Origin of the sequence: Marinobacter excellens LAMA 842 (assembly GCF_001574445.1) — a bacterium.
Lineage (GTDB): Bacteria > Pseudomonadota > Gammaproteobacteria > Pseudomonadales > Oleiphilaceae > Marinobacter > Marinobacter shengliensis.
This window is the reverse complement of record NZ_LOCO01000015.1, coordinates 64,455-88,782: the sequence shown is the minus strand read 5'-3', so window position 1 is coordinate 88,782 and position 24,328 is coordinate 64,455. Positions and strand designations below refer to the sequence as shown.

Genomic DNA, 24,328 nt, shown 5'->3' with positions numbered 1-24,328 from the left:
TTTTTTGGAAAGCCCTGCCACCCTGCTGCCAGCACCAAACTAGCAGGCTACAAAAAAGAAAACCCCGCCGAAGCAGGGTTCTCTCAATACAGCAGCGAACAACAATCAGCCAAGCAGCTTGATCATCACACCCGCTGCAACCGCAGAGCCGATAACACCAGCCACATTCGGGCCCATCGCGTGCATCAGCAGGAAGTTCTGCGGGTTCGCCTCCAGGCCAACCTTATTGGACACCCGCGCCGCCATCGGCACCGCAGACACCCCGGCAGAACCAATCAACGGGTTGATCGCTTCCTTGGTCACCTTATTCATCAACTTGGCCATCAAGATACCGGCAGCGGTACCAACCGCAAAGGCCACCATGCCCAGCACCAGGATACCCAGAGTCTGGCCATCCAGGAACTTGTCCGCCACCAGCTTGGCGCCAACAGACAGCCCCAGGAAGATGGTCACAATGTTGATCAGCGCGTTCTGGGCCGTGTCGCTCAAACGCTCGACCACGCCACACTCACGCATCAGGTTACCGAAGCAGAACATACCCAGCAGCGGAGCCGCATCCGGCAGGAACAGAACCACCGCGATCAGTACCACGATCGGGAAGATGATCTTCTCTTTCTTGCTCACCGGGCGCAACTGCGACATCTTGATGGCGCGCTCTTTCTGGGTGGTCAGCGCCTTCATGATCGGCGGCTGGATCATCGGCACCAACGCCATGTAGGCGTAGGCAGAGACCGCGATAGCACCCAGCAGATGCGGAGCCAGAACGCTTGATACGTAGATCGACGTCGGGCCATCCGCACCACCGATAATACCGATGGCCGCTGCTTCACGAATGGTGAACTCAAGAACACCGGTCCAGTCCAGCAGCGCCGCACCAATCACGGTACCGAAGATACCGAACTGAGCGGCGGCACCAAGCAGCAGCGTCTTGGGGTTAGCCAGCAAGGGGCCAAAATCGGTCATCGCGCCAACGCCCATGAAGATCAGCAGCGGGCCAATGGTAGAACCGATAATCACCATGTAGAAGCTGTGCAGCATCCCGTGGCTGTAACCAAGGCTTTGAGCGATGGAATCCGCAGCACTCACCGTGCCGTAGCCAGCCGACTCATAGGCTTCCTTGAAGGCCGCCTTTACCTCAGGGGTAACTGTCTGGCCAGCCTGATAGGCTACATCTAGTGTGCTCGCCAAAGCCGCATACACTTCCGGCTTCGCGAAATGGATGGCGTTCTCGGCCGCAGACAGGGCAAGCCCTGCCTCCGGAATATTCGCCAGGATGCCACCGAACCCAATGGGTACCAGAAGCAATGGCTCAAACTTCTTGTTGATCGCAAGATAGAGAAGCACAAGGCCAACGATGATCATCACCACCTGGCCCGGCTCTATGTTGAACAGGCCACTACCTGTCCACAACGTCAATAACTTTTCCATGGAATGCTGGCCCTTATGCGATTGTCAGCATTTCATCATCAACGGAGACGGCGTCCCCCTCCTTGATGAAGACTTCACCGATGGTACCGGCCTTGGGTGCGCGCACCTCGGTTTCCATTTTCATGGCTTCGAGGATAATCAGCACGTCGCCCTCTTCCACGGTATCACCCGGAGAAACGTGAACCTTCCAGATGTTACCGCCCAGAGGCGCCACCACAGGCTCGCCCTCACCGGCAGCCGGAGCTGCAGCAGCGGCAGGCGCAGAGGCGCCACCCTGGCCTTCAATCTGGCTGATCTCACCACCTTCGTTAACAGCAACCACGTACTTCTTGCCGTTAACTTCTACGGTGTAAGTCTCAGGGCCAGCGGCCTTTTTGGCGGGGGCAACGTCATCGGCACTCGGTACCGGCTCAAATGCATCCGGATTACCGCGGTTTTCCAGGAACTTCAGGCCAATCTGCGGGAACAAGGCGTAAGTCAGAACGTCATCAACTTCCTGCTCGGCCAGTTTGATGCCCTTCTCTTTGGCGATGTCCTTCAGCTCAGCGGTCAGCTTGTCCATTTCCGGTTCAAGCACATCCGCCGGGCGGCAGGTCATCACTTCCTTGCCATCCAGAACACGATCCTGCAATTCTTTGTTCATGGGTGCCGGCGCTGCGCCGTACTCACCCTTCAGGATCGCAGCCGTTTCCTTGGAGATCGACTTGTAACGCTCGCCGGTCAGAACATTCAGTACCGCCTGGGTACCGACAATCTGAGAGGTTGGGGTCACCAGCGGGATGAAGCCCAGGTCTTCGCGAACCTTGGGAATTTCTTCCAGAACCTGATCAAACTTGTCGCTGGCGTTCTGCTCACGCAACTGGTTTTCCATGTTGGTCAGCATGCCGCCCGGCACCTGGGCAATCAGGATGCGGGAATCGGTTCCACGGAGGCTGCCTTCAAATTTGGCGTACTTCTTACGCACTTCGCGGAAATAAGCGGCAATTTCTTCCAGCAGGTTCAGGTCCAGGCCGGTGTCACGGTCGGTACCTTCCAGAATGGCCACGACTGCCTCAGTGGGCGAGTGGCCGTAGGTCATACTCATGGAGGAGATTGCGGTGTCCACGTTATCAATGCCGGCTTCCGCAGCCTTGATGGCGGTGGCGGTAGACATGCCGGTGGTGGCGTGGCACTGCATGTGGATCGGGATATCCAGCTCTTTCTTCAGACGACTGACCAGCTCATACGCTACGTAGGGCTTGAGAATGCCCGCCATGTCTTTGATCGCGATGGAATCGGCACCCATGTCGGCCACTTCTTTCGCAAGCTCTACCCACATGTCGACGGTATGCACGGGGCTGGTGGTGTAGGCAATGGTGCCCTGGGCATGCTTGCCGGTCTTGCGAACGGCTTTGATGGCACGGTCCATGTTACGAGGATCGTTCATCGCGTCGAAGATACGGAACACGTCGACGCCATTTTCAGCGGCGCGCTCACAGAAACGGTCAACCACATCATCCGCGTAATGGCGATAGCCCAACAGGTTCTGACCACGCAACAGCATCTGCTGTTGGGTGTTGGGCATGGCTTTTTTCAGCTCGCGGATGCGCTCCCATGGGTCTTCGCCCAGGTAACGGATACAGGAATCAAAGGTAGCACCACCCCAGGACTCCAGAGACCAGAAACCGACTTTGTCGAGTTTCTCGGCAATGGGCAGCATGTCATCAAGCCGCATACGGGTGGCAAGCAGGGATTGGTGGGCGTCACGCAGAATTACGTCCGTAATCCCCAGCGGTTTCTTGGTATCAGTCATCGTGTCAGCCTTCTGTTAAAAGGTTCTAATCGTGCAACGGGTCACTTCTTGTGGCGTGCCCGGTATTGTGCAATCGCCTTCTTGATGGCCTCGGCGGTGTCAGGATCAACCGACGCGGGCGCCTTCGGCTTGGCACGTGGCGTTTTGGCCGGGGTTGCCGGCTCTGGCGGCGCAAACCGTCCAATGAGTTTGGACATGAGCAGTGTCGCGAATACCAGAACAACCAGGAACGCGAACACAAAGCCCATACCAGCAATCATCAACTCGACGGCTTGTGACATCAGCTCATTCATATCGAATAGCTACCTGTATTGATTTGTGTGATTTCCCCGCTTCGCCGCCTTCAGCCGTCAGACCAAAGTCTAATGGCTGGAACGAACAAATCGGGAGGCAAAATCCTGCGTAATTTACCGTTTTCATTGATCAGGAGCAACCTGAAGTAAACATTTCTATAGGGACTTTCCGAGCTTCCTGGCCTGATCTGACACTCACCCGACCGGTCTTCAACAACCGGAATCAAGCATAACGAACCCTGATTTTGCGGCCTTTGACCTTTCCTTTCTCAAGCCGAGCCAAAGCTTTATCTGCCCAGGCTTCATCAACGGCCACAAAACACTGGAAATCGAACAGATCTATTTTTCCCACTGCCGTACCCGGAATACCCGCATCCCCGGTCAAAGCGCCCAACACGTCGCCAGGGCGCACTTTGTCTTTTCGACCACCGGCCAGGCACAGGGTTTTCATGGCCGGGCGAACCGGGCGTAACGTTTGCGCCAGCAGGCTTTCGGAATCGCCCCAGACAACAGACTCACCCCGGGCTGATTCAAGCCGCGAGACTTTATGGCCCTGGCTGGGCGCACACAGCGTAATCGCGTGCCCCTGTTCACCTGCACGCCCGGTACGGCCAATGCGATGGGTGTGAACTTCCGGGTCGCGGGCAGGCTCGGCATTGATCACCAGGGGCAACGCTTTGATATCCAGGCCACGAGCAGCCACGTCGGTGGCGACCATGACCGTGCAGCTCTGATTGGCGAATTTGACCAATGTGCTATCCCTGTCTTTCTGCTCGAGATCCCCATGCAGTGACATAGCCGCAAAACCGAGTGCCTCAAGCTCCTGCGCCAGCTCGTCGCAGTCCCGCTTGGTTGTACAGAAAACCAGAGACGACACCGGCTGATAATGAGACAACAGGGCTGCAACTGCGCGAACTTTCTGGTCTGGCGATATTTCGTAGAACACCTCAGAAATACTGCTGGTAGCGTCTTCTGCCTCGATCCTGACGTCCACCGGCTCAACCTGGAAGCGCTCGCTCATGGCCCGGATCGGTTCTGGCCAGGTTGCGGAAAACAGGAGGGTTTGTCGGGCGGCCGGCGTTTGCTCAAGAATGGACAACACCACCTCTTCAAACCCCATATCCAGCATTCGGTCTGCTTCGTCCAACACCAGCGTGTTCACGCGGTCCAGGGTCAGCGTACCCTTGCGCAGGTGGTCATCAACCCTGCCCGGCGTGCCTACCACGATATGGGCGCCATGACTGAGCGAGCCGATCTGGGGCCCTATGGGAACACCCCCACAAAGCGTGAGCACTTTCACGTTGTCTTGTGCCCGCGCCAGCTCTCTCAAAGCCTTGGCCACCTGGTCAGCCAGTTCCCGGGTCGGGCATAACACCAGCGCCTGCACCGCAAACTGTTTTGGTTTCAGTCGTTCCAACAACGGAATGCCGAATGCAGCCGTCTTGCCACTGCCGGTCTGCGCCATGGCAATCACATCCTTGCCGGCCAGCGCTGGTGGCAATGCCTTGACCTGTATGCCTGTCGGCTGCTCAAAACCCAACCGCTGCAGATTTGCCTGCATGGCCTGAGAAAGCCCCAGCTCTTTAAAAGAAGACATAGAAAAATCCACGAGGTAAATGTTTGTGGGTTATTGCGGGAATAACGTCGGCGTATACTAGAGGTTCATAATATGCAGTTTATCACGAATCCACGGAGTCACTGATGGCGTCTTTGCAGGAACAACTACTCAAGGCCGGACTGGCCGACGAAAAGAAAGCCAAAAGCATACGAAACGAAAAACGTAAGCAACGCAAGCAGCAACCCAAAGGTGCAGTCCAGGTGAATGAAGCCGAGGAACGCGCTCGCCAAGCCCGCCTTGAAAAGGCCGAGCGTGACCGCCAGCTGAATCTGGAACGGCAAAAGGAGGCGGAAAAGAAAGCCATTCAGGCTCAGATTCGGCAACTGATTGAAACCAACCGGCTGGACCGCAGCCGGGGCGAAACGTCTTACCAGTTTGTCGACGGAAAGAAGATCAAGAAAATTCTGGTGGATGACACCATGGTTGACCAGCTCTCCCGTGGCCGGCTTGCGATTGTGGCAATTGGCGACAACTACGAAGTGGTCCCGGACAAAGTAGCCCGCAAGATTATGGAGCGAGACGAAACCGCCGTGATTTCGATGCACGATCGCAAGCAGGATGATGCCGGAGAGGACGACCCTTACGCGGGGTATGAGATTCCGGATGATTTAATGTGGTGAAAGCAAAACGCCCCAACTTGTGAGGTATACAAGCTGAGGCGTTTTGATCTTTATTTGGCGCGGCTGGGAGGATTATTCGGGCCTACGGCCCTTACCCCTTCGGGGCCGTCGTCGCGCTGCTCCGACGTTCCTCAGCACACTGCGTGTGCTTCGGTCGAACCTCTTTCGGTTCAAATTCTCCCAGCTATACAAAGCAAAACGCCTCAGCTTGTGAGGTATACAAGCTGAGGCGTTCTGATCTTTATTTGGCGCGGCTGGGAGGATTCGAACCTCCGACCGCCTGGTTCGTAGCCAGGTACTCTATCCAGCTGAGCTACAGCCGCTTAAAACAGGTTTGCGATAGTGGCGCGGCTGGGAGGATTCGAACCTCCGACCGCCTGGTTCGTAGCCAGGTACTCTATCCAGCTGAGCTACAGCCGCGCATCTTTCGCATTGGTTGAATGCTGATTCAACCTGTTCTCGTTTCCCAAAAGGAAATGGCGGAGAGGGAGGGATTCGAACCCTCGGTACGATTGCTCGTACGGTTCCTTAGCAGGGAACTGGTTTCAGCCACTCACCCACCTCTCCTTGAGAACGGGGCGTATACTACCATAATTTTTCTGTTTTCATAGGGTTGACACGAGTTTTTTCTACTCGATTTTCCCCACCATCAAAAAAGCCGCTCAGGTTTCCCGTGAGCGGCTTTTTATTGATCAACGATTGCCCGGTTCCGGCTCGTCTGAGCCTTTTTCGGACTGAATCCGCTGATAGATTTCTTCACGGTGAACCGCGACGTCTTTGGGCGCGTTAACACCGATACGTACCTGGTTCCCCTTCACTCCCAGAACGGTAACGGTAATCTCGTCACCGATCATCAGAGTTTCGCCAACACGGCGGGTCAAAATCAACATATCCCTTTCTCCCTATTCCAAACCAACCTGTTCCGACAACAGAATGTTGTACTTATAGCTTTTATAAAGAGATCACCGATCATACTAAAGACGCAATAATACTTATACCCCTTCGCATCTCGATAGCTATTATCAATGACTCAAAAAGGCGCGCTTGCGAGCATCCTGCTGTTAAGCGCCCTCGTCCACCCCGGCCTGATCCAGCTCGAATGCACTGTGCAGTGCACGAACCGCCAGCTCGAGATACTTCTCATCGATCACCACCGAAATCTTGATTTCCGAGGTGGAGATCATCTGAATATTAATACCTTCTTTGGACAGCGCCTCAAACATTTTAGTTGCCACGCCAGCATGCGAGCGCATGCCTACGCCCACAATGCTCACTTTCGCAATCTTGCTGTCGCCACCCACTTCGCCAGCGCCAATTTCGCTGGAGATACCACGCAGAACTTCCTGGGCCCGTTTGAAGTCGTTACGGTGAACAGTGAAGGTGAACGCGGTTTTATTATCTTCGCCCACGTTCTGCACAATCATGTCCACTTCAATATTGGCATCGCTGACCGGCTTCAGAATCCGCAGGGCGCTGCCCGGGGTATCGGGTACACCGGAAATGGTCAGTTTGGCTTCATCACGATTGAAAGCAATGCCGGAAACAACCGGTTGTTCCATGGCGTTCTCATCCTCAAAAGTAATCAGGGTGCCCTCACCTTCCTGGAAGCTGGAAAGCACTCTTAATGGAACATTGTATTTACCTGCAAATTCGACGGCGCGAATCTGGAGCACTTTCGAGCCCAGGCTGGCCATCTCGAGCATTTCTTCAAATGTAATACGATCGAGCCGGCGAGCGCTGTCTACCACCCGCGGGTCGGTTGTATAAACACCGTCCACATCCGTGTAGATCTGACACTCGTCAGCCTTCAGGGCAGCCGCCAGTGCCACCGCGGTAGTGTCTGAACCACCGCGACCGAGCGTAGTGATGTTGCCGTGCTCATCAATACCCTGGAAGCCCGCAACAACCACTACCCGGCCGGCTTCCAGATCTTCACGCATGCGCTGCTCATCAATCTGCTTGATCCGCGCCTTGGTGTGACTGCTATCCGTCAGGATCCGCACCTGTGAGCCGGTGTAAGACCGGGCATCACAGCCACGCTTCTGCAGCGCCATAGACAACAACGCGATGGTCACCTGCTCACCGGTAGACACCAGTACGTCCATTTCCCGGGGTACCGGATCTTCCATAATGTCGTTGGCCAGGGCGATCAGCCGGTTGGTTTCTCCGCTCATGGCCGAGACCACAACCACCACATCGTGCCCGCCTTTACGGAACTGACACACTTTGTCAGCCACCGCCTCAATCCGCTCGGTTGTACCAACGGACGTACCACCAAATTTCTGAACCAACAGAGCCATGTTTTGCCAAACTCCGAACCGAGGACTCAAAGCGGAACACCGATTGCCCGCCCATCAAATAAAGCGGGCGGAATTATAAACCTCCGCCCGCGTCCAAAAACAGTTGCTTAACCGATATTTTGTTCAACCCAGGCCGGAACACCTGCCAGGGCATCCGCCAGCTTGGACGGGTCGTTACCGCCACCCTGTGCCATATCCGGGCGGCCACCACCTTTACCGTCCACTTGCGCCGCCAGATGCTTCATCAGATCACCCGCTTTAATACGACCAGTGGCAGACTTGGTAACCCCGGCAACCAGGGTAACCTTGCCGTCGTCAACAGTGGCCAGAACCACCACACCTTCGCCCAGCTTATTCTTCAACTGGTCGGCGGTTTCCATCAGCGCCTTGCGATCAGCACCTTCCAGCTCTGCCGCGACGACTTTTAGTCCCGCCACCTCTACAGCATTTCCAGCAAGATCACTGCCTGCGGAACTGGCGAGCTTGGCTTTCAGAGTATCAACGTCTTTTTCAAGCTGGCGGTTGCGGTCGAGGACCTGCTGAACCTTGTCCACGACGGTCTCACGGGTGCCTTTAACCAGGCGGGCCGTTTCGCGCAGGGTTCGTTCAGTGGCGTCCAGCCATTCCAACGCGCCAAACCCGGTCACCGCCTCAATGCGGCGAACACCGGAGGAGATACCGCTCTCCGAGGTAATCCTGAACAGACCAATATCACCGGTGCGAGACACGTGAGTGCCACCACAAAGCTCAACGGAGTAGCTGTCGATCCCCATGCTCAACACGCGCACCACATCGCCATACTTCTCACCGAACAGAGCCATGGCACCTTTCTCTTTGGCGGACTCCATGTCGGTCACGTCAACCTGAACCGGCGTATTCTCCAGAACCTGTTCGTTTACCTGACGCTCAATCTCTTTCAACTGTTCCGGTGTAACGGCTTCAAAATGGGAAAAATCGAAACGCAATTTGTCCGGGTCAACCAGTGAGCCCTTCTGGGTGACATGCTCCCCCAGAACCTTGCGCAGCGCTGCGTGCAGGAGGTGCGTGGCGGAATGGTTGCGTTTGGTGCGCTCACGGCGGGCGTGATCAATGCGGGCGTCTACCTCTAGGCCCGGGAACAACTCGCCCTCTACCAGTGTGCCCACGTGCAGGTGGTTGTCGCCTTCCTTGCGGGTATCGGTTACCTGGAAGCGACCACCGCTCCAGGTCAGCAGGCCGGTATCACCCACCTGGCCGCCGGATTCCGCATAGAACGGCGTTCGCTCCAGCACCACCACACACTCGTCCCCGGCCTCGGCGGTTTTCTCTTCACCGTTGACCAGAACCGTCCGGATGCGCTCATGGCCGTCAATATGATCGTAGCCGGTGAACTCGGTCTTGCCGTCAATGGTGATGCCGGCGGCGTTGTAATCGATGCCGAACTTGCTGGCCGCGCGGGCACGGTCACGCTGGGCGTCCATGGCCTTTTCGTAGCCTTCGTAGTCCAGGGTCAGGCCACGCTCACGGGCGATGTCGTTGGTCAGGTCCACCGGGAAGCCGTAGGTGTCATACAGGGTAAACACGGTTTCACCAGGAATTTCCGTACCCTTCAGTTCGGCGATGTCCTGCTCCAGCAGACGCAACCCCTTGTCCAGGGTCTTGGCGAATTGCTCTTCTTCCTGCAACAGCACCTTTTCGATCTGTTTGCGGCTGCTGACCAGTTGTGGGTAGGCCTCGCCCATCAATTCCACCAGGGCGCCGGTCAGTTTGTAGAAGAACGGCTGGGTTGCGCCCAGCTTGTTACCGTGACGGGCTGCACGGCGGATGATTCGGCGCAGTACAAAGCCACGACCTTCGTTTGAGGGCATCACACCATCGGCAATCAGGAAAGCGCAGGAGCGAATGTGGTCTGCCACCACCCGCAGCGACGCTTCGGTGGTCGCCGCACCGCCCAGAATCTCGGAAGCCGCCTTGAGCAAATCCTGGAACAGGTCAATCTCATAGTTGCTGTGAACGCCCTGCAGCACAGCCGCAATCCGCTCCAGCCCCATGCCTGTGTCTACCGAAGGCTTGGGCAGGTTCAACATCTCGCCATCGGCGGTGCGGTTGTATTGCATGAACACCACGTTCCAGATCTCGATGTAGCGGTCGCCGTCTTCTTCGGGGCTTCCGGGAGGTCCGCCCGCCACATCCGGGCCGTGGTCGTAGAAAATTTCGGTGCAAGGACCACAAGGGCCAGTATCGCCCATCTGCCAGAAGTTGTCGGAAGCGTAGCGGCCGCCTTTGTTGTCACCAATGCGAATAATCCGCTCAGCCGGAACACCTACTTCTTTGTTCCAGATATCAAAGGCTTCGTCGTCTTCGGCGTACACAGTTACCCAGAGCTTTTCCTGGGGCAGGTTCAGGTGCTGCTCACCGGTCAGGAAGGTCCAGGCAAAATTGATGGCTTCACGCTTGAAGTAATCGCCAAAGCTGAAGTTACCCAGCATTTCGAAGAACGTGTGGTGGCGGGCGGTGTAGCCAACGTTTTCCAGGTCGTTGTGTTTACCACCGGCGCGCACACACTTCTGGGATGAGGTCGCCCGGGTGTAGTCGCGTTCTTCCCGGCCAAGGAAGGCATCCTTGAACTGGTTCATGCCAGCGTTGGTAAACAGCAGTGTAGGATCGTCTGCCGGCACCAGTGAACTGCTCGGCACAATGGTGTGACCCTGCTGCTTGAAATATTCCAGAAACGCCTGTCGCAACTCTGCGGTTTTCATAGACCTTTGATACCTTTCGACCTTTAACACCTTGCCTGAAACCCGCCGGAATAGCCGGCAAGTCCGCGATTGAAATACGAATACTTACATGCGTGTGCAAATCCGCTACTCTAGCACACGCCGAGAACAGGAAAAACGTGAAACCTCACAGGAGACTCCATGCCCCGACGCTTTCATAACGCCGAGGAACTTTTACCGCCAGCCACCGCACTGAAGCGAGCCCTGGCCATTATCTACGATGGATTGATCAGTATCGCCGTGCTGCTGGTAGCCACCTGGGCTTACACCATGATTGCAGGCTGGATAACCGGCTGGGAACAGTACGAACAGATGGCCGAGGCAGGCGAACTCGAGGGCGGCCCGGGCCTCACCTTCACCCTGTTCCTGGTGCTCTACCTGTTCTTCGCCTATTTCTGGACCCGTATCGGCCAAACCCTGGGCATGCAGGTGTGGCGCATTCGAATCGAGAACCTGGATGGCACGTCCGTCAGTTGGACCCAGGCCTTGCTCCGTTATGGCAGCGCTGCGGCAGTCATCGTGTTGACCATGATCGCCGCCTACTACGTAGGCTCCCTTACGCTCCTGCTCACCGTGCCCGCTGTGATCGCCCTGTTCTACCCGATCAACGGTTTGTCGCTGACCGATCGCGCATCCAACAGCGTGGTTGTGGCCGTGCCCGCACCAGACAAATCAAAAACCGCCAAAAACAAAAAGTAATGCGCCCGGGCCGGCCATCTCAGCCGGCCCGCCGCATCAACACAGCCCCCACCAAAGCGTTTACCAGAATCGGCACCAGTACCGCCAAGAGCGGATTAAACCCGTATACCATGCTCATGGGCCCCAACAAATCCTGCATGTACTTGAACAACAGGCCCACCAGCAGGCCGGTGAACACGCGGAACCCCATGGTCACAGAGCGCAACGGGCCGAAGATGAAGGAAATGGCCACCAACACCATCACCGCCGTACCCAGCGGCATCAACGCCTTTTTCCAGAACGCAAGCCAATAACGGGCAGCCGTCAACCCCTGCTCTCCCAGATAGGTGGCATAAGTGTACAGGCCGGCCATGGAAAGATTTTCTGGTTTGACGATCAACACACTCAGCACTTCCGGAGACAGCCCGGTCTCCCAGCGCAAAACGGCATGCTCATTGCGAAGGGTGCGTTCTTCCTCAATGCGCGTGGACACCACCTTCTCCAGCAACCAGTGATCGCCCTGGAAAATCGCCCTTTCAGCAAAGCTGGACACCTCCAGCTGCCGGTCGTCTCCAAAACGGAACAAAGATACGCCGTGCAATACGCCGTTTGGTTGAACGGCATTCAGGTGCATGAACGTGTTCCCCTCCCGGTGCCAGACACCATGGGCCGACGCGACATTCCTGCTCGCCCCCAGAGCCACCGCTTTGTCGCTCTGCGCCATGCGCTCCGTGGTCGGCGCAACGTATTCACCGATGGCCAGCCCCAGCACCACAACAACCAGGGCCGGCTTCATCGCCGACCAGACAATCCGGCGAATGGAAACACCGGCAGCCCGGATAACCGTCAGCTCCGAAGAACTGGCCATGGCACCCAACCCAACCAGGCACCCCATGAAAGCACCCAGCGGCAGGTAATCGTATATTCGCCTTGGCAAGGTCAGAAATACATACCAGAGCGCCTGCAGGGTCTGGTAATCGTTGCGGGTGTCGTCCAGTTCCGCAATAAAGGCGAAGATCACGTCCAGTGACAACACCACCATCATTACCAGGAACATCGCACCGCCCACGGTGCGCATGACGTAGCCATCAATTCTACGCATGGGCACGGGCCTCCTTTTCCAGGCGCCGCTTATAAAGCCAGGCTGGGCCAAACTGCAACCAAAGCCCGAGCGCCAGGAAAATCACATGCACCCATAACATGCCTATCCACTCCGGCACCTTGCCATCCGCCAGGGCGTCCCGCGCAACGATCAGCAACCCGAGGTAGGTGATATAAACCAGCATCGCCGGTAGTAGATGGAAGAAACGGCCCTGGCGGGGGTTGACCCGACTCAACCGAACCGCCAGCAGGGTCACGATGGGTACAATCAATGGCAGTGAAAAACGCCAATGCAACAGCGCTCGGTCTTCCGGATCGTCCGATTGCCAAAGCGCCTTCGTGCTGATGCCTTCCTCCAGTTCCCGGCTACCTGCCTCACCGCCCATCACCTTCAGGCCATAAGCCTCAAACCGGGTAACGTTGTAATCCAGGTTACCCGGCCGCCCCTGAAAACGCCCGCCATTCTCCAGAATCAGAAACCGACTGCCGGTTTCCTGATCAATCAGCTGAGAGCCAGACTCGGCAGTAATCAAGGTCACCCCTTGGCCATTTCGGTCGTACTCAGCAATAAACACTCCCTGGAGCTGTCGCTTGTCATCGCTCAAAGCCTCGGTATAGGTAACCCGGCTACCGGATGTAAAATCCTGGAAACGCCCCGGCGCCAGCATCTCGAACTCTGTTGCGGTGCGCGCTTCGTTGAAGATAGCCTCCACCTGCTTCATACCCCACGGCGACACATACAGGCTCATGCTGGCCACAACCAGCATCACCGGTACACAGCCAATCAGGGTCTTCGCCAGCAACTGCCTGTCGCTGACACCGCAGGCAAACAACACCGTCATTTCACTTTCAAGGTACATCCGCCCGTAAGCCAGCAGAATGCCGATAAACAACCCCAGAGGCAGAATCAGCTCCAGGAATCCCGGAAAGCGGTAGGCCATGATGGAAAACAGAACGCCGGCGGGAATCTCGCCTTCTGCGGCATTGCCCAGGTACTTGATAAAGCGCCCACTCATAAACACCAGCAACAGGATGCCGGAAACGGCAACCATGCTGACCATGATCTGGCGAATGAGGTAACGGAAAACGATGTTCAAATCAGTCTCTCTGGCAGCGCCGAAGCGTGAGATGGTCGATAACGGAAACTGCGGGTATTCTATGTAACCTTGGCGATGAATGACAGTATAAGCCTGACACGATAAAGCCATCGTAACGATACAAGCCTGCCGCTTGATTAATAGAGCTTTTGCCCCAATCCTATTGGCATCGGATGAACAACGCCTACCACATTCAACAAAGCACAACCTGACAACGGGAGTTGCCATGAATTTCAGCCTGAGCAGCAAAGCCATCACCGCCACCAAAACCGATTGCCTGGTTATCGCGGTGCCTGAGAAGGGCGAGTGGCCGGAAACCACAAAAGCAGCAGACGAAGCACTGGGAGGGCTGATCAAGCAACTTGAAAAAGCAGGCGACCTGACTGGCAAGAACGCGTCTGTAAACACCCTGCCCCTGGTCGACCAACCATGGCAGCGTGTGATTGTGGTCGGCACCGGCAAAGACAGCGACCGCACGCCAGCCAACTTTCGCAAGGCACTGATCGCCATGATGGGCGCCCTGAAAGACGGCCCATCCAAGAGCGCACTGATCTGCCTGGCCGACACCAGCCTGCAGGGCGAGGACGCCGTCAGCTCCGAAGAAGCCCGCCTGAACCTGATCGGGCGTATTCTGGAAGACCAGCTCTACACCTTCACCGAGTTCAAGAGTGAAAAGCCAGCTGCCCGTAAACTCAAAAAGGTGGTGGTGCAGGCCTCCGGTTCCGCCAAAGCCTTGAAAGACGCCTTCAACCAGGGCCTGGCGACCGGGCGCGGCATGAACTACACCAAAGATCTGGGCAACACCCCACCCAACATCTGCCATCCGGTCTGGCTGGCCGAGCAGGCCAAGAGCATGGCCAAGGAATACGACTGCATCAAGACCGAAGTGCTTGATGAAAAGCAGATGGAAAAGCTGGGCATGAACACCATCCTGGCCGTGGGCAAAGGCTCCAAACAGCCCCCGCGCCTGATCGTGATGGAATACCGTGGCGGCAAAGCCAAAGACAAACCCTACGTATTGGTGGGTAAAGGCATCACCTTCGACACCGGTGGCATCAGCCTCAAGCCCGGCGAAGGCATGGATGAAATGAAATACGACATGGGCGGTTCCGCCAGCGTATTCGGCACCATGAAAGTGCTGGCCGAAACCAAACCCAAGATCAACGTGGTTGCCGTAATCGCCGCTGCCGAAAACATGCCGGACGGCGGCGCCTCCCGCCCCGGCGACATTGTCACCACCCTGAGCGGCATGACCGTTGAAATCCTCAACACCGACGCCGAAGGCCGCCTGGTGCTGTGCGACGCCCTCACCTACGTAAAAAAATTCGACCCGGAAGCCGTGGTCGACATGGCCACCCTCACCGGCGCCTGCATCATTGCTTTGGGTAACCAGGCCACCGGCCTGCTGTCCAATAACGACGAACTGGCGCACGAACTGCTGGCCGCTGGCGAGCGCACCGGCGACCGCGCCTGGCGCCTGCCGCTGTGGGACGAATACCAGAGCCAGCTCGACAGCAACTTCGCTGACATGGCCAACATCGGTGGCCGCCCGGCTGGTACCATCACCGCGGCCTGCTTCCTGAGCCGCTTCGCCAAAGACTACCGCTGGGCCCACCTGGACATCGCCGGCACCGCCTGGAACTCCGGCAAAGCCAAAGGCGCCACCGGCCGCCCGGTCCCCCTGCTTGTCGACTACCTGATGACCCATGCAGGATAACCAGCCAACCCCACCGGAACCCGGCAGCCCAGCTGCCGGCCCCTCCGGCCGGGACGACCAGAACCAGCGCTACTGGTTCCACATCCTCGCCCAGAACACCCCAGCCGCCCGCAACCTCCACGCCGCCAAACTCGTGGACAAAGCCTGGCAGCAGGGCGACCGCGTATGCATCCTCTGCGACACCGAAGACCAGGCCAAAGAACTCGACGACCTGCTGTGGAACATCGCCCCCGATGCCTTCATCCCCCACAGCATCGCCAAAGACCCAACCACCCCCTGCTCCGACCCAGTAGGCATCCTGCTCTACCCACCGGCCGCCACGGACTGGGATACCGTTATCGTGCTGTCCTCGACACTGCCGGAAGATGCTGACCACTACAGGCGGCTGGCCTTGGTTGCCCACAATGATCCGGCGGTGCTAAACCAGGCTCGGGGGCATTACAAGCAGCTGCGGACGATGGGGATTGAGGCGCGGGTGCATGATATGCGGCGGCGGTGATTGTTTTTTGCCACTAAATCCGCGAAAGGACACGAAAGGAAAAAGATTTTTGCCACGGACGCTCACGGACCGACACGGACAAAAAACGAAAAGCTAAACTCACCAGCGAACAGCACAAAGTCAAATCTGTGGGGTTGGGGGTAGGCTTTCCAAAAATCTCGTAGGCCATGGATGGCCGAAGCGAAGCGCCACAGGGATGTGCCGCAAGGAGCGTTTTTTGGAAAGCCTACCCACAACCCCACACGGCACCAAATCAGCAGGCTAGGTTTCACAGAGGTTCGCCGCATCAACAGCGACCATGTATAATCGGCCAATTCAAAATTTCCCTATGTGAATCAACCAAAACGGTCACTGCATAATCCCATGGAAAAAACCTACCAGCCAGAAAACATCGAGCGCCAGTGGTACGAAAACTGGGAATCCAAAGGCTATTTCCGCCCCAGCGGCGAAGGCGACTCCTACAGCATCGCCATCCCGCCACCCAACGTGACCGGCAGCCTGCACATGGGCCATGCGTTCCAGCACACCATCATGGACACCCTCACCCGCTTCAAACGCATGCAGGGCCGTAACGCACTGTGGACCGTCGGCACCGACCACGCCGGCATCGCCACCCAGATGGTCGTCGAGCGCAAACTGGCCGCAGAAGAAGACAAAACCCGCCACGACCTGGGCCGGGAAGAATTCATCAAGCGCATCTGGGACTGGAAAGAACACTCCGGCGGCACCATCACCCGCCAGATCCGCCGCCTCGGCAACTCCGTCGACTGGGACAACGAACGCTTCACCATGGACGACGGCTTCTACAAAGCCGTGCAGGAAGTGTTTATCCGCCTGTACGACGAAGGCCTGGTGTACCGCGGCAAGCGGCTGGTGAACTGGGACCCGAAACTGCACACCGCCATCTCCGACCTTGAAGTAGAGAACAAGGAAGAAAAAGGCTACTTCTGGCACCTGCGCTACCCACTGGCTGACGGCCAGAAAACCCAGGACGGCAAAGACTACGTGATCGTGGCCACCACGCGCCCGGAAACCATGCTGGGCGACACCGCCGTGGCCGTCCACCCGGACGACGAACGCTACCAGCACCTGATCGGCCAGCACGTACTGTTGCCGCTGGTAAACCGCCGCATCCCCATCGTGGCCGACCACCACGCGGACCCGGAAAAAGGCTCCGGCTGCGTGAAGATCACCCCGGCCCACGACTTCAACGACTACGCCGTAGGCAAGCGCAACAACCTGCCAATGATCAACGTCCTGACCCAGGATGCCAACATCCGCGATGTGGCCGAAGTCTTCAATGCCGACGGCACCGAGAATTCCGAAATCAACAGCGCCCTGCCGGCCGCCTACGCCGGCCTCAGCCGGGAAGCGGCCCGCAAGCAGATTGTCGCCGACATGGAACTGGCGGGCCTGGTCGAGAAGATCGAAGACCACGTACTGAGCGTGCCCCGCGGCGATCGCTCCGGCCTGATCATTGAACCGATGCTGACCGACCAGTGGTTTGCCGATGCCAAGACCCTGGCCAAACCGGCTATTGAAGCGGTGGAAGATGGCCGCATCCAGTTCGTGCCCAAACAGTACGAAAACATGTACTTCGCCTGGATGCGCGACATCCAGGACTGGTGTATCTCCCGTCAGCTCTGGTGGGGCCACCGGATTCCGGCCTGGTATGACGCCGACGGCAATATTTACGTAGGCCGGAGCGAGGCTGAGGTGCGCAGCAAGCACCAGCTTTCGGACACACTGGAACTCAAGCAGGACGACGATGTACTGGACACCTGGTTTAGCTCCGCCCTGTGGACTTTCGGCACCCTGGGCTGGCCGGAAATCACCGAACGCCTGAAAACCTTCCACCCCACCGACGTGCTGGTGACTGGTTTCGACATCATCTTCTTCTGGGTTGCCCGGATGATCATGATGACCATGCACTTCATGAAGAACGAAGACGGCACCCCACAGGTACCCTTTAAAACCGTTTACGTGACCGGCCTGATCCGGGACGAGCACGGCGACAAGATGTCCAAGTCCAAGGGCAACGTGATCGACCCGCTGGATATGATCGACGGCATTAGCCTGCCGGATCTGCTGCAAAAACGTACCGGCAACCTGATGCAGCCGAAGCTGGCCGAGAAAATCGGTAAGCGCACCGAGAAAGAATTCCCGGAAGGTATCGCGGCCCATGGCACCGACGCCCTGCGCTTTACCCTGGCGGCCATGGCCACCACCGGCCGAGACATCAACTGGGACATGAAGCGCCTGGAAGGCTACCGCAACTTCTGTAACAAACTGTGGAACGCTGCCCGCTACGTACTGATGAACACCGAAGGCGAAGACTGCGGCGTGAACGACGAGCCGGTGGAGCTGTCCCTGGCCGACCGCTGGATCATCAGCCAGCTGCAGCACTGCGAGCAGGAAGTGATCCGCCACCTGGACCAGTACCGCTTCGACCTGGCCGCCTACGCCCTGTACGAGTTCATCTGGAACGAATACTGTGACTGGTACCTGGAACTGTCCAAGCCGGCCCTGAGCGACGACAACGCCAGTGCCGAGGCCAAGCGCGGCACCCGCCGCACCCTGGTTCGCGTCCTGGAAGCTGTACTTCGCCTGGCACACCCGATGATGCCGTTCATCACCGAGGAAATCTGGCAGCGCATTGCCCCGCTGGCCGGCAAACAGGGCGACAGCATCATGCTGCAGCCGTACCCGCAGCCGGATACCAGCAAGCAGGATGCCGCCGTGGCCGCCGATATCGAATGGCTCAAGGGCGTGATCGTGGCCGTACGCAACATCCGTGGCGAGATGAACATCTCCCCGGCCAAACAGGTTCCGGTGCTGCTGAAAGGCGGCAATGCTGATGATGAACGCCGCCTGAACGACAACCGCCAATTCCTGATGTCCCTGGCCAAGCTGGAGAAACTGGAATGGTTTGAAGGCGACAAGGCCCCCATGAGCGCCACCCAGCTGGTGGGCGAAATGGAAGTGCTGGTGCCCATGGCCGGCCTGATTGACAAGGATGCCGAACTCAAGCGCCTGGACAAGGAACTGGAACGCCTGAACAAGGAAATCGGCCGCCTGGAAGGCAAGCTGAACAACGAGAAGTTTACCGCCAAGGCCCCGGCCGAAGTGGTCGAGAAAGAGCAGGAGAAGCTGAAGGATGCGCAAGGCAGCCTGCAACGGCTCAGCGCACAACGGGCTGAAATCGAGGCCATGTAAGGCCATGATTGCCATCCTCGGCGCCGGCTCTCTGGGCCGGCTCTGGGCCGCAACGCTACCTGCCGGGCAGGTAGCGTTTGTGCCCCGCCCGGGCCAGGCGCCCGAACCCGCCCGCTACCGTTTTCAACCCCTCGTAGGCGAATCCTTCAGCGTCACTGTTCCCTGGCTGCAGCGCGGTCAGTCACCTGAATTGTTGTTGGTGACCACCAAAGCCGGCGATACCCTCGAAGCCCTCAAAGCTGCCCTGCCCTCTATTGCCAGTTCGACACCCATTGTGTTGTTCCAGAACGGCCTGGGCAGCCAACAGCAGGTTGCCGCAACCTGGCCGCAACGCCCGGTGCTGGCAGCCTCCACCACCGAAGGCGCCAACCGGCCCGAGCAAGGCCTGACCGTTCACGCGGGCTGCGGCGCTACCTGGGTAGGTGCTTTAAACCCTACCGGGCAACCCCTGGTGAACCGGGTTGCGCAGCAGCTTGCCGAGAGCCGCCTTGAGGTTCACCCTGAACAGGACATACTTGGCCGACTCTGGCAGAAACTGGTAATCAATGCCGGCATCAACGCCTTTACCGCCGTACTGGATTGCCCCAACGGCGAGATACTGGAGCGACCGTTTTACCAACGGTGGATTACCCCCTTGTGCAGGGAAATCAGCCACCTGCTGGCTGCCGTCGGGCAACCGGAACACACGCCGGAAGCCCTGCGCGAAAGCATTGAGGCGGTCGCCCGCAGAACCGCCACCAACACCTCCTCCATGCGCGCGGATGTGCTGGCAGGTCGCCCCAAGGAAATCGACTTCATCAACGGTTACCTGGCCAGGCTTGGCCAACTGCACGGCATTGCAACACCGGTGAACCAAATGCTCACCGAACGGGTACAACAACTGAACTGATCACTTATTCAGGGAGCAAACACATGGGCAACCGCCTGTCGAAAATCTACACTCGCACCGGTGACGACGGCTCTACCGGGCTGGCCGATGGCAACCGCATCGCCAAGAATGCCCAGCGCGTGGAAGCCATGGGCATGGCGGATGAACTCAACTGCCACATCGGAGTGTTGATTGAAACGCTACCAGCCGGTGACGGCCTGATCGAGACGTTCCGGCGGATTCAGCACCACCTGTTTGATCTTGGCGGCGAGTTCGCAATTCCTGGCAGCAAGGTCATCAGCGACGACCACATTGATTGGCTGGAACAGACCCTGGATGAGCATAATGCCGACTTGCCGCCATTGAAGAACTTCATTCTGCCCGGAGGTTGCCCTGCCGCCGCACAATGCCATCTGGCCCGGGCCGTTTGCCGTCGCGCAGAGCGCGTGGTGGTAGCGCTGGGCCACGAAGATTCCATCAATACTGCGTCCCGCCACTATCTGAACCGGCTGTCTGACCTGCTGTTTGTCATTGCCCGCGTGCTGGCCCGCCGGGATGGCAGCCAGGAAATTCTCTGGGAACAAAAAAAATCCGGCCTCTGAGGGCCGGATTTTTCTGATCAAAGGCACCTGCCTTATACCTTGAACGCCTCTACCAGCCGCTGAAGCGATGCCGTCAGCTCAGACATCTGGCGGGACGACGCCAGCGTCTCCTCGGCGTTGGACGCGGTGCTCTGCCCCAACTCGCCGATACGCTCCACGTTGGCGTTGACGTTCTTGGCCACCGCAGACTGCTCTTCTGCAGCCTGGGCAATCTGGTGGCTCATATCCACAATCTCAGATATGCCCGAAGCAATGCGGTCCAGCGCTTCTGTCACCTCACCGGATTTCTGAACCGTTTGCTCCGTGGCATCGTGGCTGGAGGTCATGGCCGAGACCGCTTCTTTAACACCACCCTGCAGGCGGGAGATCATGCCTTCAATCTCTTCGGTCGATTTGTGGGTGCGCTGAGACAGTGAGCGCACCTCATCAGCCACCACCGCAAAACCGCGCCCCTGTTCACCGGCCCGGGCCGCTTCAATGGCCGCGTTCAGAGCCAACAGGTTGGTCTGCTCGGCTATGGCCTTGATCTCGACCAATACCTGGCTGATGTTGTCGCTGTCTGAACTGACCCTGTTTATCACCGCTACCGCACCAGCGATTTCTTCCGCAAGACGGTTAATAGTTTGCACAGTAGCCGCCACAACCTGTCGGCCCGTCTCGGTATCACGCTCTGCGCTACCGGCGCTGTCCGCTACCCGATGGGCACTCTCAGTCACCTCGTTGACCGCCTCCACCATCTGCCCCATGGCTTCGTTTATCTGGCCGGTCTCTTCCATCTGGCGGGCAACCGCTTCACTGTTGGCTGCTGCAGTCTCGTTAACCCTCACCGCCTGACTGTCAACATCATTCGTGGTCCCGCTGACAGAGCGGATCAGTTCGGCAATCCGGTCCGTCATATTATTGAATTCGGTGGTCAGCTCGCCCAGCTCATCACGATTGTTAAGCTGGATGTGCGCCGTCATATCACCAGCGGCGACGCTGCGAGCCGCCTCACTAAACCGGTTGATGGCGGTTCTTACTGACATAAAGAAGCCGATGTAGAGGTACACCACAAGAAGCATCACGCCGATCAGAGCCCCTACAATCAACCTGCGCTGGCCGGTCTCCCGCTGCAGTCGCTGTTCAAGGTTGCCAGAAACCACACTGAAAATGCTGTCATTGAGTGAATCGTAGTAGTCCAGCTGGGAGGATACGGTGGCGTCAAATTCCTGCCAGGGCTGTTCCAGACGCATCGGGGTGATGATGTTCAGGTCCAGCTGCTCGCGCAGCGCCATCAGGCTTTCATCGACCCGCGTCACAGCGCCGCCGGCTCTGCCTGAAAGTTTGGGAGAGGTTTCAACCGCAACCGACAAGGCAGGCGACAACAGGGAGCTGCGGTTGGTCAGCTGGTCATAGATTTCATTCAAAATCTCGCTCAGGTTATAACCCACCTGGCCATCCACCAGGGCAAAGATACCGTAAGATCGGGCCCTGCCAACAACGGTCCTCGCCTCAGGCAGCGCATTACGCACCAGCCCAAGCAGCAACAAATTTTCCCGCGAGGCGTCTTGTCCAAGTCCCGAAATTTCAATCGTAGCCGGCAACAGGGCCAGCACCTTCTGAACAAACTCGTGGTAATACTTGAACTGAGGGTCTATGTTGCCCTGGTAGTTGTCGTCCTGTTTCAGTTGCTCCCACTCCGCCTGCAAGGCCAGAACCTGATCCTTCCAGGAACCAGAGGTATCGAACGAGCGGTTGTTCCCCGCAAGGTCTGAAAGCAGGCCATCAATCAGCTCGGCAGCCTCACCTGCCTTACCCAGGAGTTCGTCTTCATCCTTGAGCACACCCGGCGCCTGGTAGTCGCGGTAAGCCATAGACGAAGACAACAGCTGGTCTACCTTGCGAAGTTCGGCAAGGCCCTCGATACCGCGAGTCATGGTTTGAACGGATTGATTGAGGCTGGAAATAACCAACCACGACAGGACAATGATCGGGCCCAGGAACAAGATGCTGATTAGGCTGAACTTGTAGACCATGGGCAACCGATTCATCAGGCTAACAGCTGGATTGATCAAATATTTCACGGCGCCCTCTCGCTGATTCTAATAACTGAATCTTTATTCTTTGTTTGATTATCGCCCAAGGTCGGAAAAACTTAATCACCTTTAAGTGTTATTCTGTAATGTTTTATGACACTCCTCAGACCACCCCGGCAATGACCAGCAATGCAGCAACGCAGATCCACACCAGCATGCTCCGGTTCAACAATCCCCGTATGGCCGCCAGGCTACGCCCGCCAAAACTTGTCCACTCATCCGGGTGCAACCGCGCAAACTGGGCTGGATCAAGCGCATAACCGGTTAACGACCCGTTTGCGGAAATCATGAGGACTTCCGAGGTTTTTCTTCCAAAACCGGGCAGGACTTTCTTCGCCTCCTTCGACCAGCCCGCGAGATCACCGGCCAGCCCCAGCGTGCAGGACAGTAGGCGAGCAGGAATCCAGCTGGCCAGGTTGGCCAGAGTCCGGAATCGGGCGCGGGCCGCTTGCTGCGGCCATTGCTCAGACAACGCCACCAGGCCTCGGGCAACCAGGGCAGCACCTATTCCACCCACCACATACCAGAAAGCCACCAGGAAGAACCGCTCGAAAACCCCGATCACCAGAGCCTTGGATAACGACAGATGCATGGCCTCTGGTGACAGCGCGGCGCCCCGCTCTTCCGGTGGCAACCGGTTCTGGATATGTCGCCAGGCAGCCTGCATGTCGCCCCGACTCCAGGCTTCCGAATAGTCACGTAACTGATGCCGCCAACCCGGCGCGCCCATCAGCAACACCAGCACGATCAGCTCCAGCGGATAGGCCGCCAGCCTGAATCCATACCATTCCAGTAAACACACAACGCCCACCAACACCAGTCCGGGCAGCAGAATCCAGATCAGCCCGGAGGTAATGGCATCCTCCTTTCCGGCCTGAATTTTCGCGCCCCGGTGAAACCAGGCACGCCAAAGCACGTCGCCATCAAGCCGGTTCCGGCTATCCAGCTGACGCCGAATAAGGTAGGCCAAAAGAAACACGACAAACACCATTCAGGCGATCTCCTCATGGGCCAACAGCCGGGAAAAATACCGCCAGTCGAACGCTGGACCAGGGTCAGTTTTCCGGCCAGGCGCAATATCGCTGTGGCCGGTAATGCGCTCGGTGCTGATTTCGGGCCAGGCCATCATGGTCAACCGCGCCATGTCTGCGAGTGTCCGGTACTGTTCGGGCGTATAGGGAACATCGTCTGCCCCCTCCAGTTCGATACCGATAGAGAAATCGTTGCACTCTTCCTGGCCGTCAAAACAGGACCGGCCGGCATGCCAGGCCCGGTCCAAACAACTGACAAACTGCACCACTGAACCATCGCGACGCACCAGGGCATGAGCGGAGACCTGCATGGCGGCGATGGATTCAAAATAGGGATGGGCGGCTGGGTCAAGCCGGTTGCAGAAAAAGTCTTCAATCTCCGTTCCCCCGAATTGCCCGGGAGGCAGGCTGATGTTGTGAACCACCAGCAGGGAAATGGCAGAGCCCTCAGGCCTTGCACCAAAATTCGGCGAGGGCACCCATCGGCTGCCAGGGTAACGGCCGGTCAGCCTTAACTGTTCAGCCTGGCTGGAGAGGGAGTCGTTGTTATGCTTGTTGTCTTGATTGAAAGGGTCAGAGATTGGCAAGGCGTATCCACTGTCGCTTTATGATGTTCAATCGATTGAATCATAAAGCG

General features: G+C 57.6%; 19 protein-coding genes and 3 tRNA genes. 7 read left to right on the top strand and 15 right to left on the bottom strand.

What is annotated here, in order from left to right; all coding sequences use genetic code 11:
- Positions 1-105 precede the first annotated feature (105 nt).
- From J122_RS13190 to dbpA, 4 genes are all read right to left on the bottom strand, one after another.
- The gene (locus J122_RS13190) at positions 106-1,428 is read right to left on the bottom strand and encodes a sodium ion-translocating decarboxylase subunit beta (RefSeq protein ID WP_061332704.1); all 1,323 of its coding nucleotides are present in this window, start codon (positions 1,426-1,428) and stop codon (positions 106-108) included.
- 13 nt (positions 1,429-1,441) lie between these two features.
- Entirely contained in the window at positions 1,442-3,220 is a 1,779-nt protein-coding gene (gene oadA, locus J122_RS13185) for a sodium-extruding oxaloacetate decarboxylase subunit alpha (RefSeq protein WP_061332703.1), read from the bottom strand.
- 41 nt (positions 3,221-3,261) lie between these two features.
- Complete coding sequence (locus J122_RS13180; RefSeq protein WP_061332702.1) at positions 3,262-3,513, bottom strand: OadG family protein; 252 nt, start codon at positions 3,511-3,513, stop codon at positions 3,262-3,264.
- 223 nt (positions 3,514-3,736) lie between these two features.
- Entirely contained in the window at positions 3,737-5,110 is a 1,374-nt protein-coding gene (dbpA, locus tag J122_RS13175) for an ATP-dependent RNA helicase DbpA (RefSeq protein ID WP_061332701.1), read from the bottom strand.
- A gap of 104 nt (positions 5,111-5,214) precedes the next feature.
- Here dbpA and J122_RS13170 point away from each other — a divergent pair, with 104 nt between their 5' ends.
- Positions 5,215-5,751 carry a DUF2058 domain-containing protein gene (locus tag J122_RS13170; protein WP_061332700.1) on the top strand — a complete coding sequence of 179 codons (537 nt, stop codon included), beginning with the start codon at positions 5,215-5,217 and terminating at the stop codon, positions 5,749-5,751.
- A gap of 246 nt (positions 5,752-5,997) precedes the next feature.
- Here J122_RS13170 and J122_RS13165 read toward each other — a convergent pair.
- The 6 genes from J122_RS13165 to alaS form a co-directional block, all read right to left on the bottom strand.
- Positions 5,998-6,074 (bottom strand) — tRNA-Arg (locus tag J122_RS13165).
- Between the two features lie 20 nt (positions 6,075-6,094).
- Positions 6,095-6,171: transfer RNA gene (locus J122_RS13160), tRNA-Arg, on the bottom strand.
- A 57-nt stretch (positions 6,172-6,228) separates the two neighbouring features.
- Positions 6,229-6,318 (bottom strand) — tRNA-Ser (locus J122_RS13155).
- Between the two features lie 125 nt (positions 6,319-6,443).
- Positions 6,444-6,641, bottom strand: a complete 198-nt coding sequence (gene csrA, locus J122_RS13150; protein WP_022989559.1) for a carbon storage regulator CsrA — start codon at positions 6,639-6,641, stop codon at positions 6,444-6,446.
- A 171-nt stretch (positions 6,642-6,812) separates the two neighbouring features.
- A complete protein-coding gene (locus J122_RS13145) occupies positions 6,813-8,051 on the bottom strand; it encodes an aspartate kinase (RefSeq protein WP_061332699.1) in 1,239 nt (412 codons plus the stop codon).
- 107 nt (positions 8,052-8,158) lie between these two features.
- Positions 8,159-10,789 (bottom strand): alanine--tRNA ligase, encoded by a 2,631-nt coding sequence (gene alaS, locus J122_RS13140; protein WP_061332698.1) that lies wholly within the window; start codon positions 10,787-10,789, stop codon positions 8,159-8,161.
- A gap of 159 nt (positions 10,790-10,948) precedes the next feature.
- Between alaS and J122_RS13135 the strand changes: the two genes are divergently transcribed.
- Entirely contained in the window at positions 10,949-11,506 is a 558-nt protein-coding gene (locus tag J122_RS13135; RefSeq protein WP_058090304.1) for an RDD family protein, read from the top strand.
- Positions 11,507-11,525: 19 nt separating this feature from the next.
- Here J122_RS13135 and lptG read toward each other — a convergent pair whose 3' ends face one another.
- Together lptG and lptF are read right to left on the bottom strand one after the other, a co-directional pair.
- Positions 11,526-12,587, bottom strand: a complete 1,062-nt coding sequence (gene lptG / locus J122_RS13130) for an LPS export ABC transporter permease LptG (protein ID WP_061332697.1) — start codon at positions 12,585-12,587, stop codon at positions 11,526-11,528.
- Complete coding sequence (gene lptF, locus J122_RS13125; protein WP_061332696.1) at positions 12,580-13,683, bottom strand: LPS export ABC transporter permease LptF; 1,104 nt, start codon at positions 13,681-13,683, stop codon at positions 12,580-12,582. The genes lptG and lptF overlap by 8 nt, the downstream gene beginning before the upstream one ends.
- Positions 13,684-13,909: 226 nt before the next feature.
- On the opposite strand from lptF, the gene J122_RS13120 reads away from it, so the two are divergent.
- The 5 genes from J122_RS13120 (at position 13,910) to J122_RS13100 (ending at position 20,585) form a co-directional block, all read left to right on the top strand.
- On the top strand, positions 13,910-15,400 hold the full coding sequence (locus tag J122_RS13120) for a leucyl aminopeptidase (protein WP_061332695.1): 1,491 nt from the start codon (positions 13,910-13,912) through the stop codon (positions 15,398-15,400).
- Positions 15,390-15,899: a DNA polymerase III subunit chi gene (locus tag J122_RS13115; RefSeq protein WP_061332694.1), complete on the top strand. Its 510-nt coding sequence runs from the start codon at positions 15,390-15,392 to the stop codon at positions 15,897-15,899. Before J122_RS13120 ends, J122_RS13115 begins: the two co-directional genes overlap by 11 nt.
- Before the next feature lie 363 nt (positions 15,900-16,262).
- Positions 16,263-19,115 carry a valine--tRNA ligase gene (locus J122_RS13110; protein WP_061332693.1) on the top strand — a complete coding sequence of 951 codons (2,853 nt, stop codon included), beginning with the start codon at positions 16,263-16,265 and terminating at the stop codon, positions 19,113-19,115.
- Between the two features lie 4 nt (positions 19,116-19,119).
- Positions 19,120-20,004, top strand: coding sequence for a ketopantoate reductase family protein (locus J122_RS13105; protein WP_061332715.1), 885 nt, complete (start codon positions 19,120-19,122; stop codon positions 20,002-20,004).
- 23 nt (positions 20,005-20,027) lie between these two features.
- The gene (locus J122_RS13100; protein WP_061332692.1) at positions 20,028-20,585 is read left to right on the top strand and encodes a cob(I)yrinic acid a,c-diamide adenosyltransferase; all 558 of its coding nucleotides are present in this window, start codon (positions 20,028-20,030) and stop codon (positions 20,583-20,585) included.
- 32 nt (positions 20,586-20,617) lie between these two features.
- Here the strand turns inward: J122_RS13100 and J122_RS13095 are convergent, their stop codons facing one another.
- The 3 genes from J122_RS13095 to ampD form a co-directional block, all read right to left on the bottom strand.
- On the bottom strand, positions 20,618-22,648 hold the full coding sequence (locus J122_RS13095) for a methyl-accepting chemotaxis protein (protein WP_061332691.1): 2,031 nt from the start codon (positions 22,646-22,648) through the stop codon (positions 20,618-20,620).
- A gap of 115 nt (positions 22,649-22,763) precedes the next feature.
- Positions 22,764-23,651, bottom strand: coding sequence for a regulatory signaling modulator protein AmpE (gene ampE, locus J122_RS13090; RefSeq protein WP_061332690.1), 888 nt, complete (start codon positions 23,649-23,651; stop codon positions 22,764-22,766).
- Positions 23,652-24,272 carry a 1,6-anhydro-N-acetylmuramyl-L-alanine amidase AmpD gene (ampD, locus tag J122_RS13085; protein WP_061332714.1) on the bottom strand — a complete coding sequence of 207 codons (621 nt, stop codon included), beginning with the start codon at positions 24,270-24,272 and terminating at the stop codon, positions 23,652-23,654. It lies immediately after the preceding gene.
- Positions 24,273-24,328: the final 56 nt, after the last annotated feature.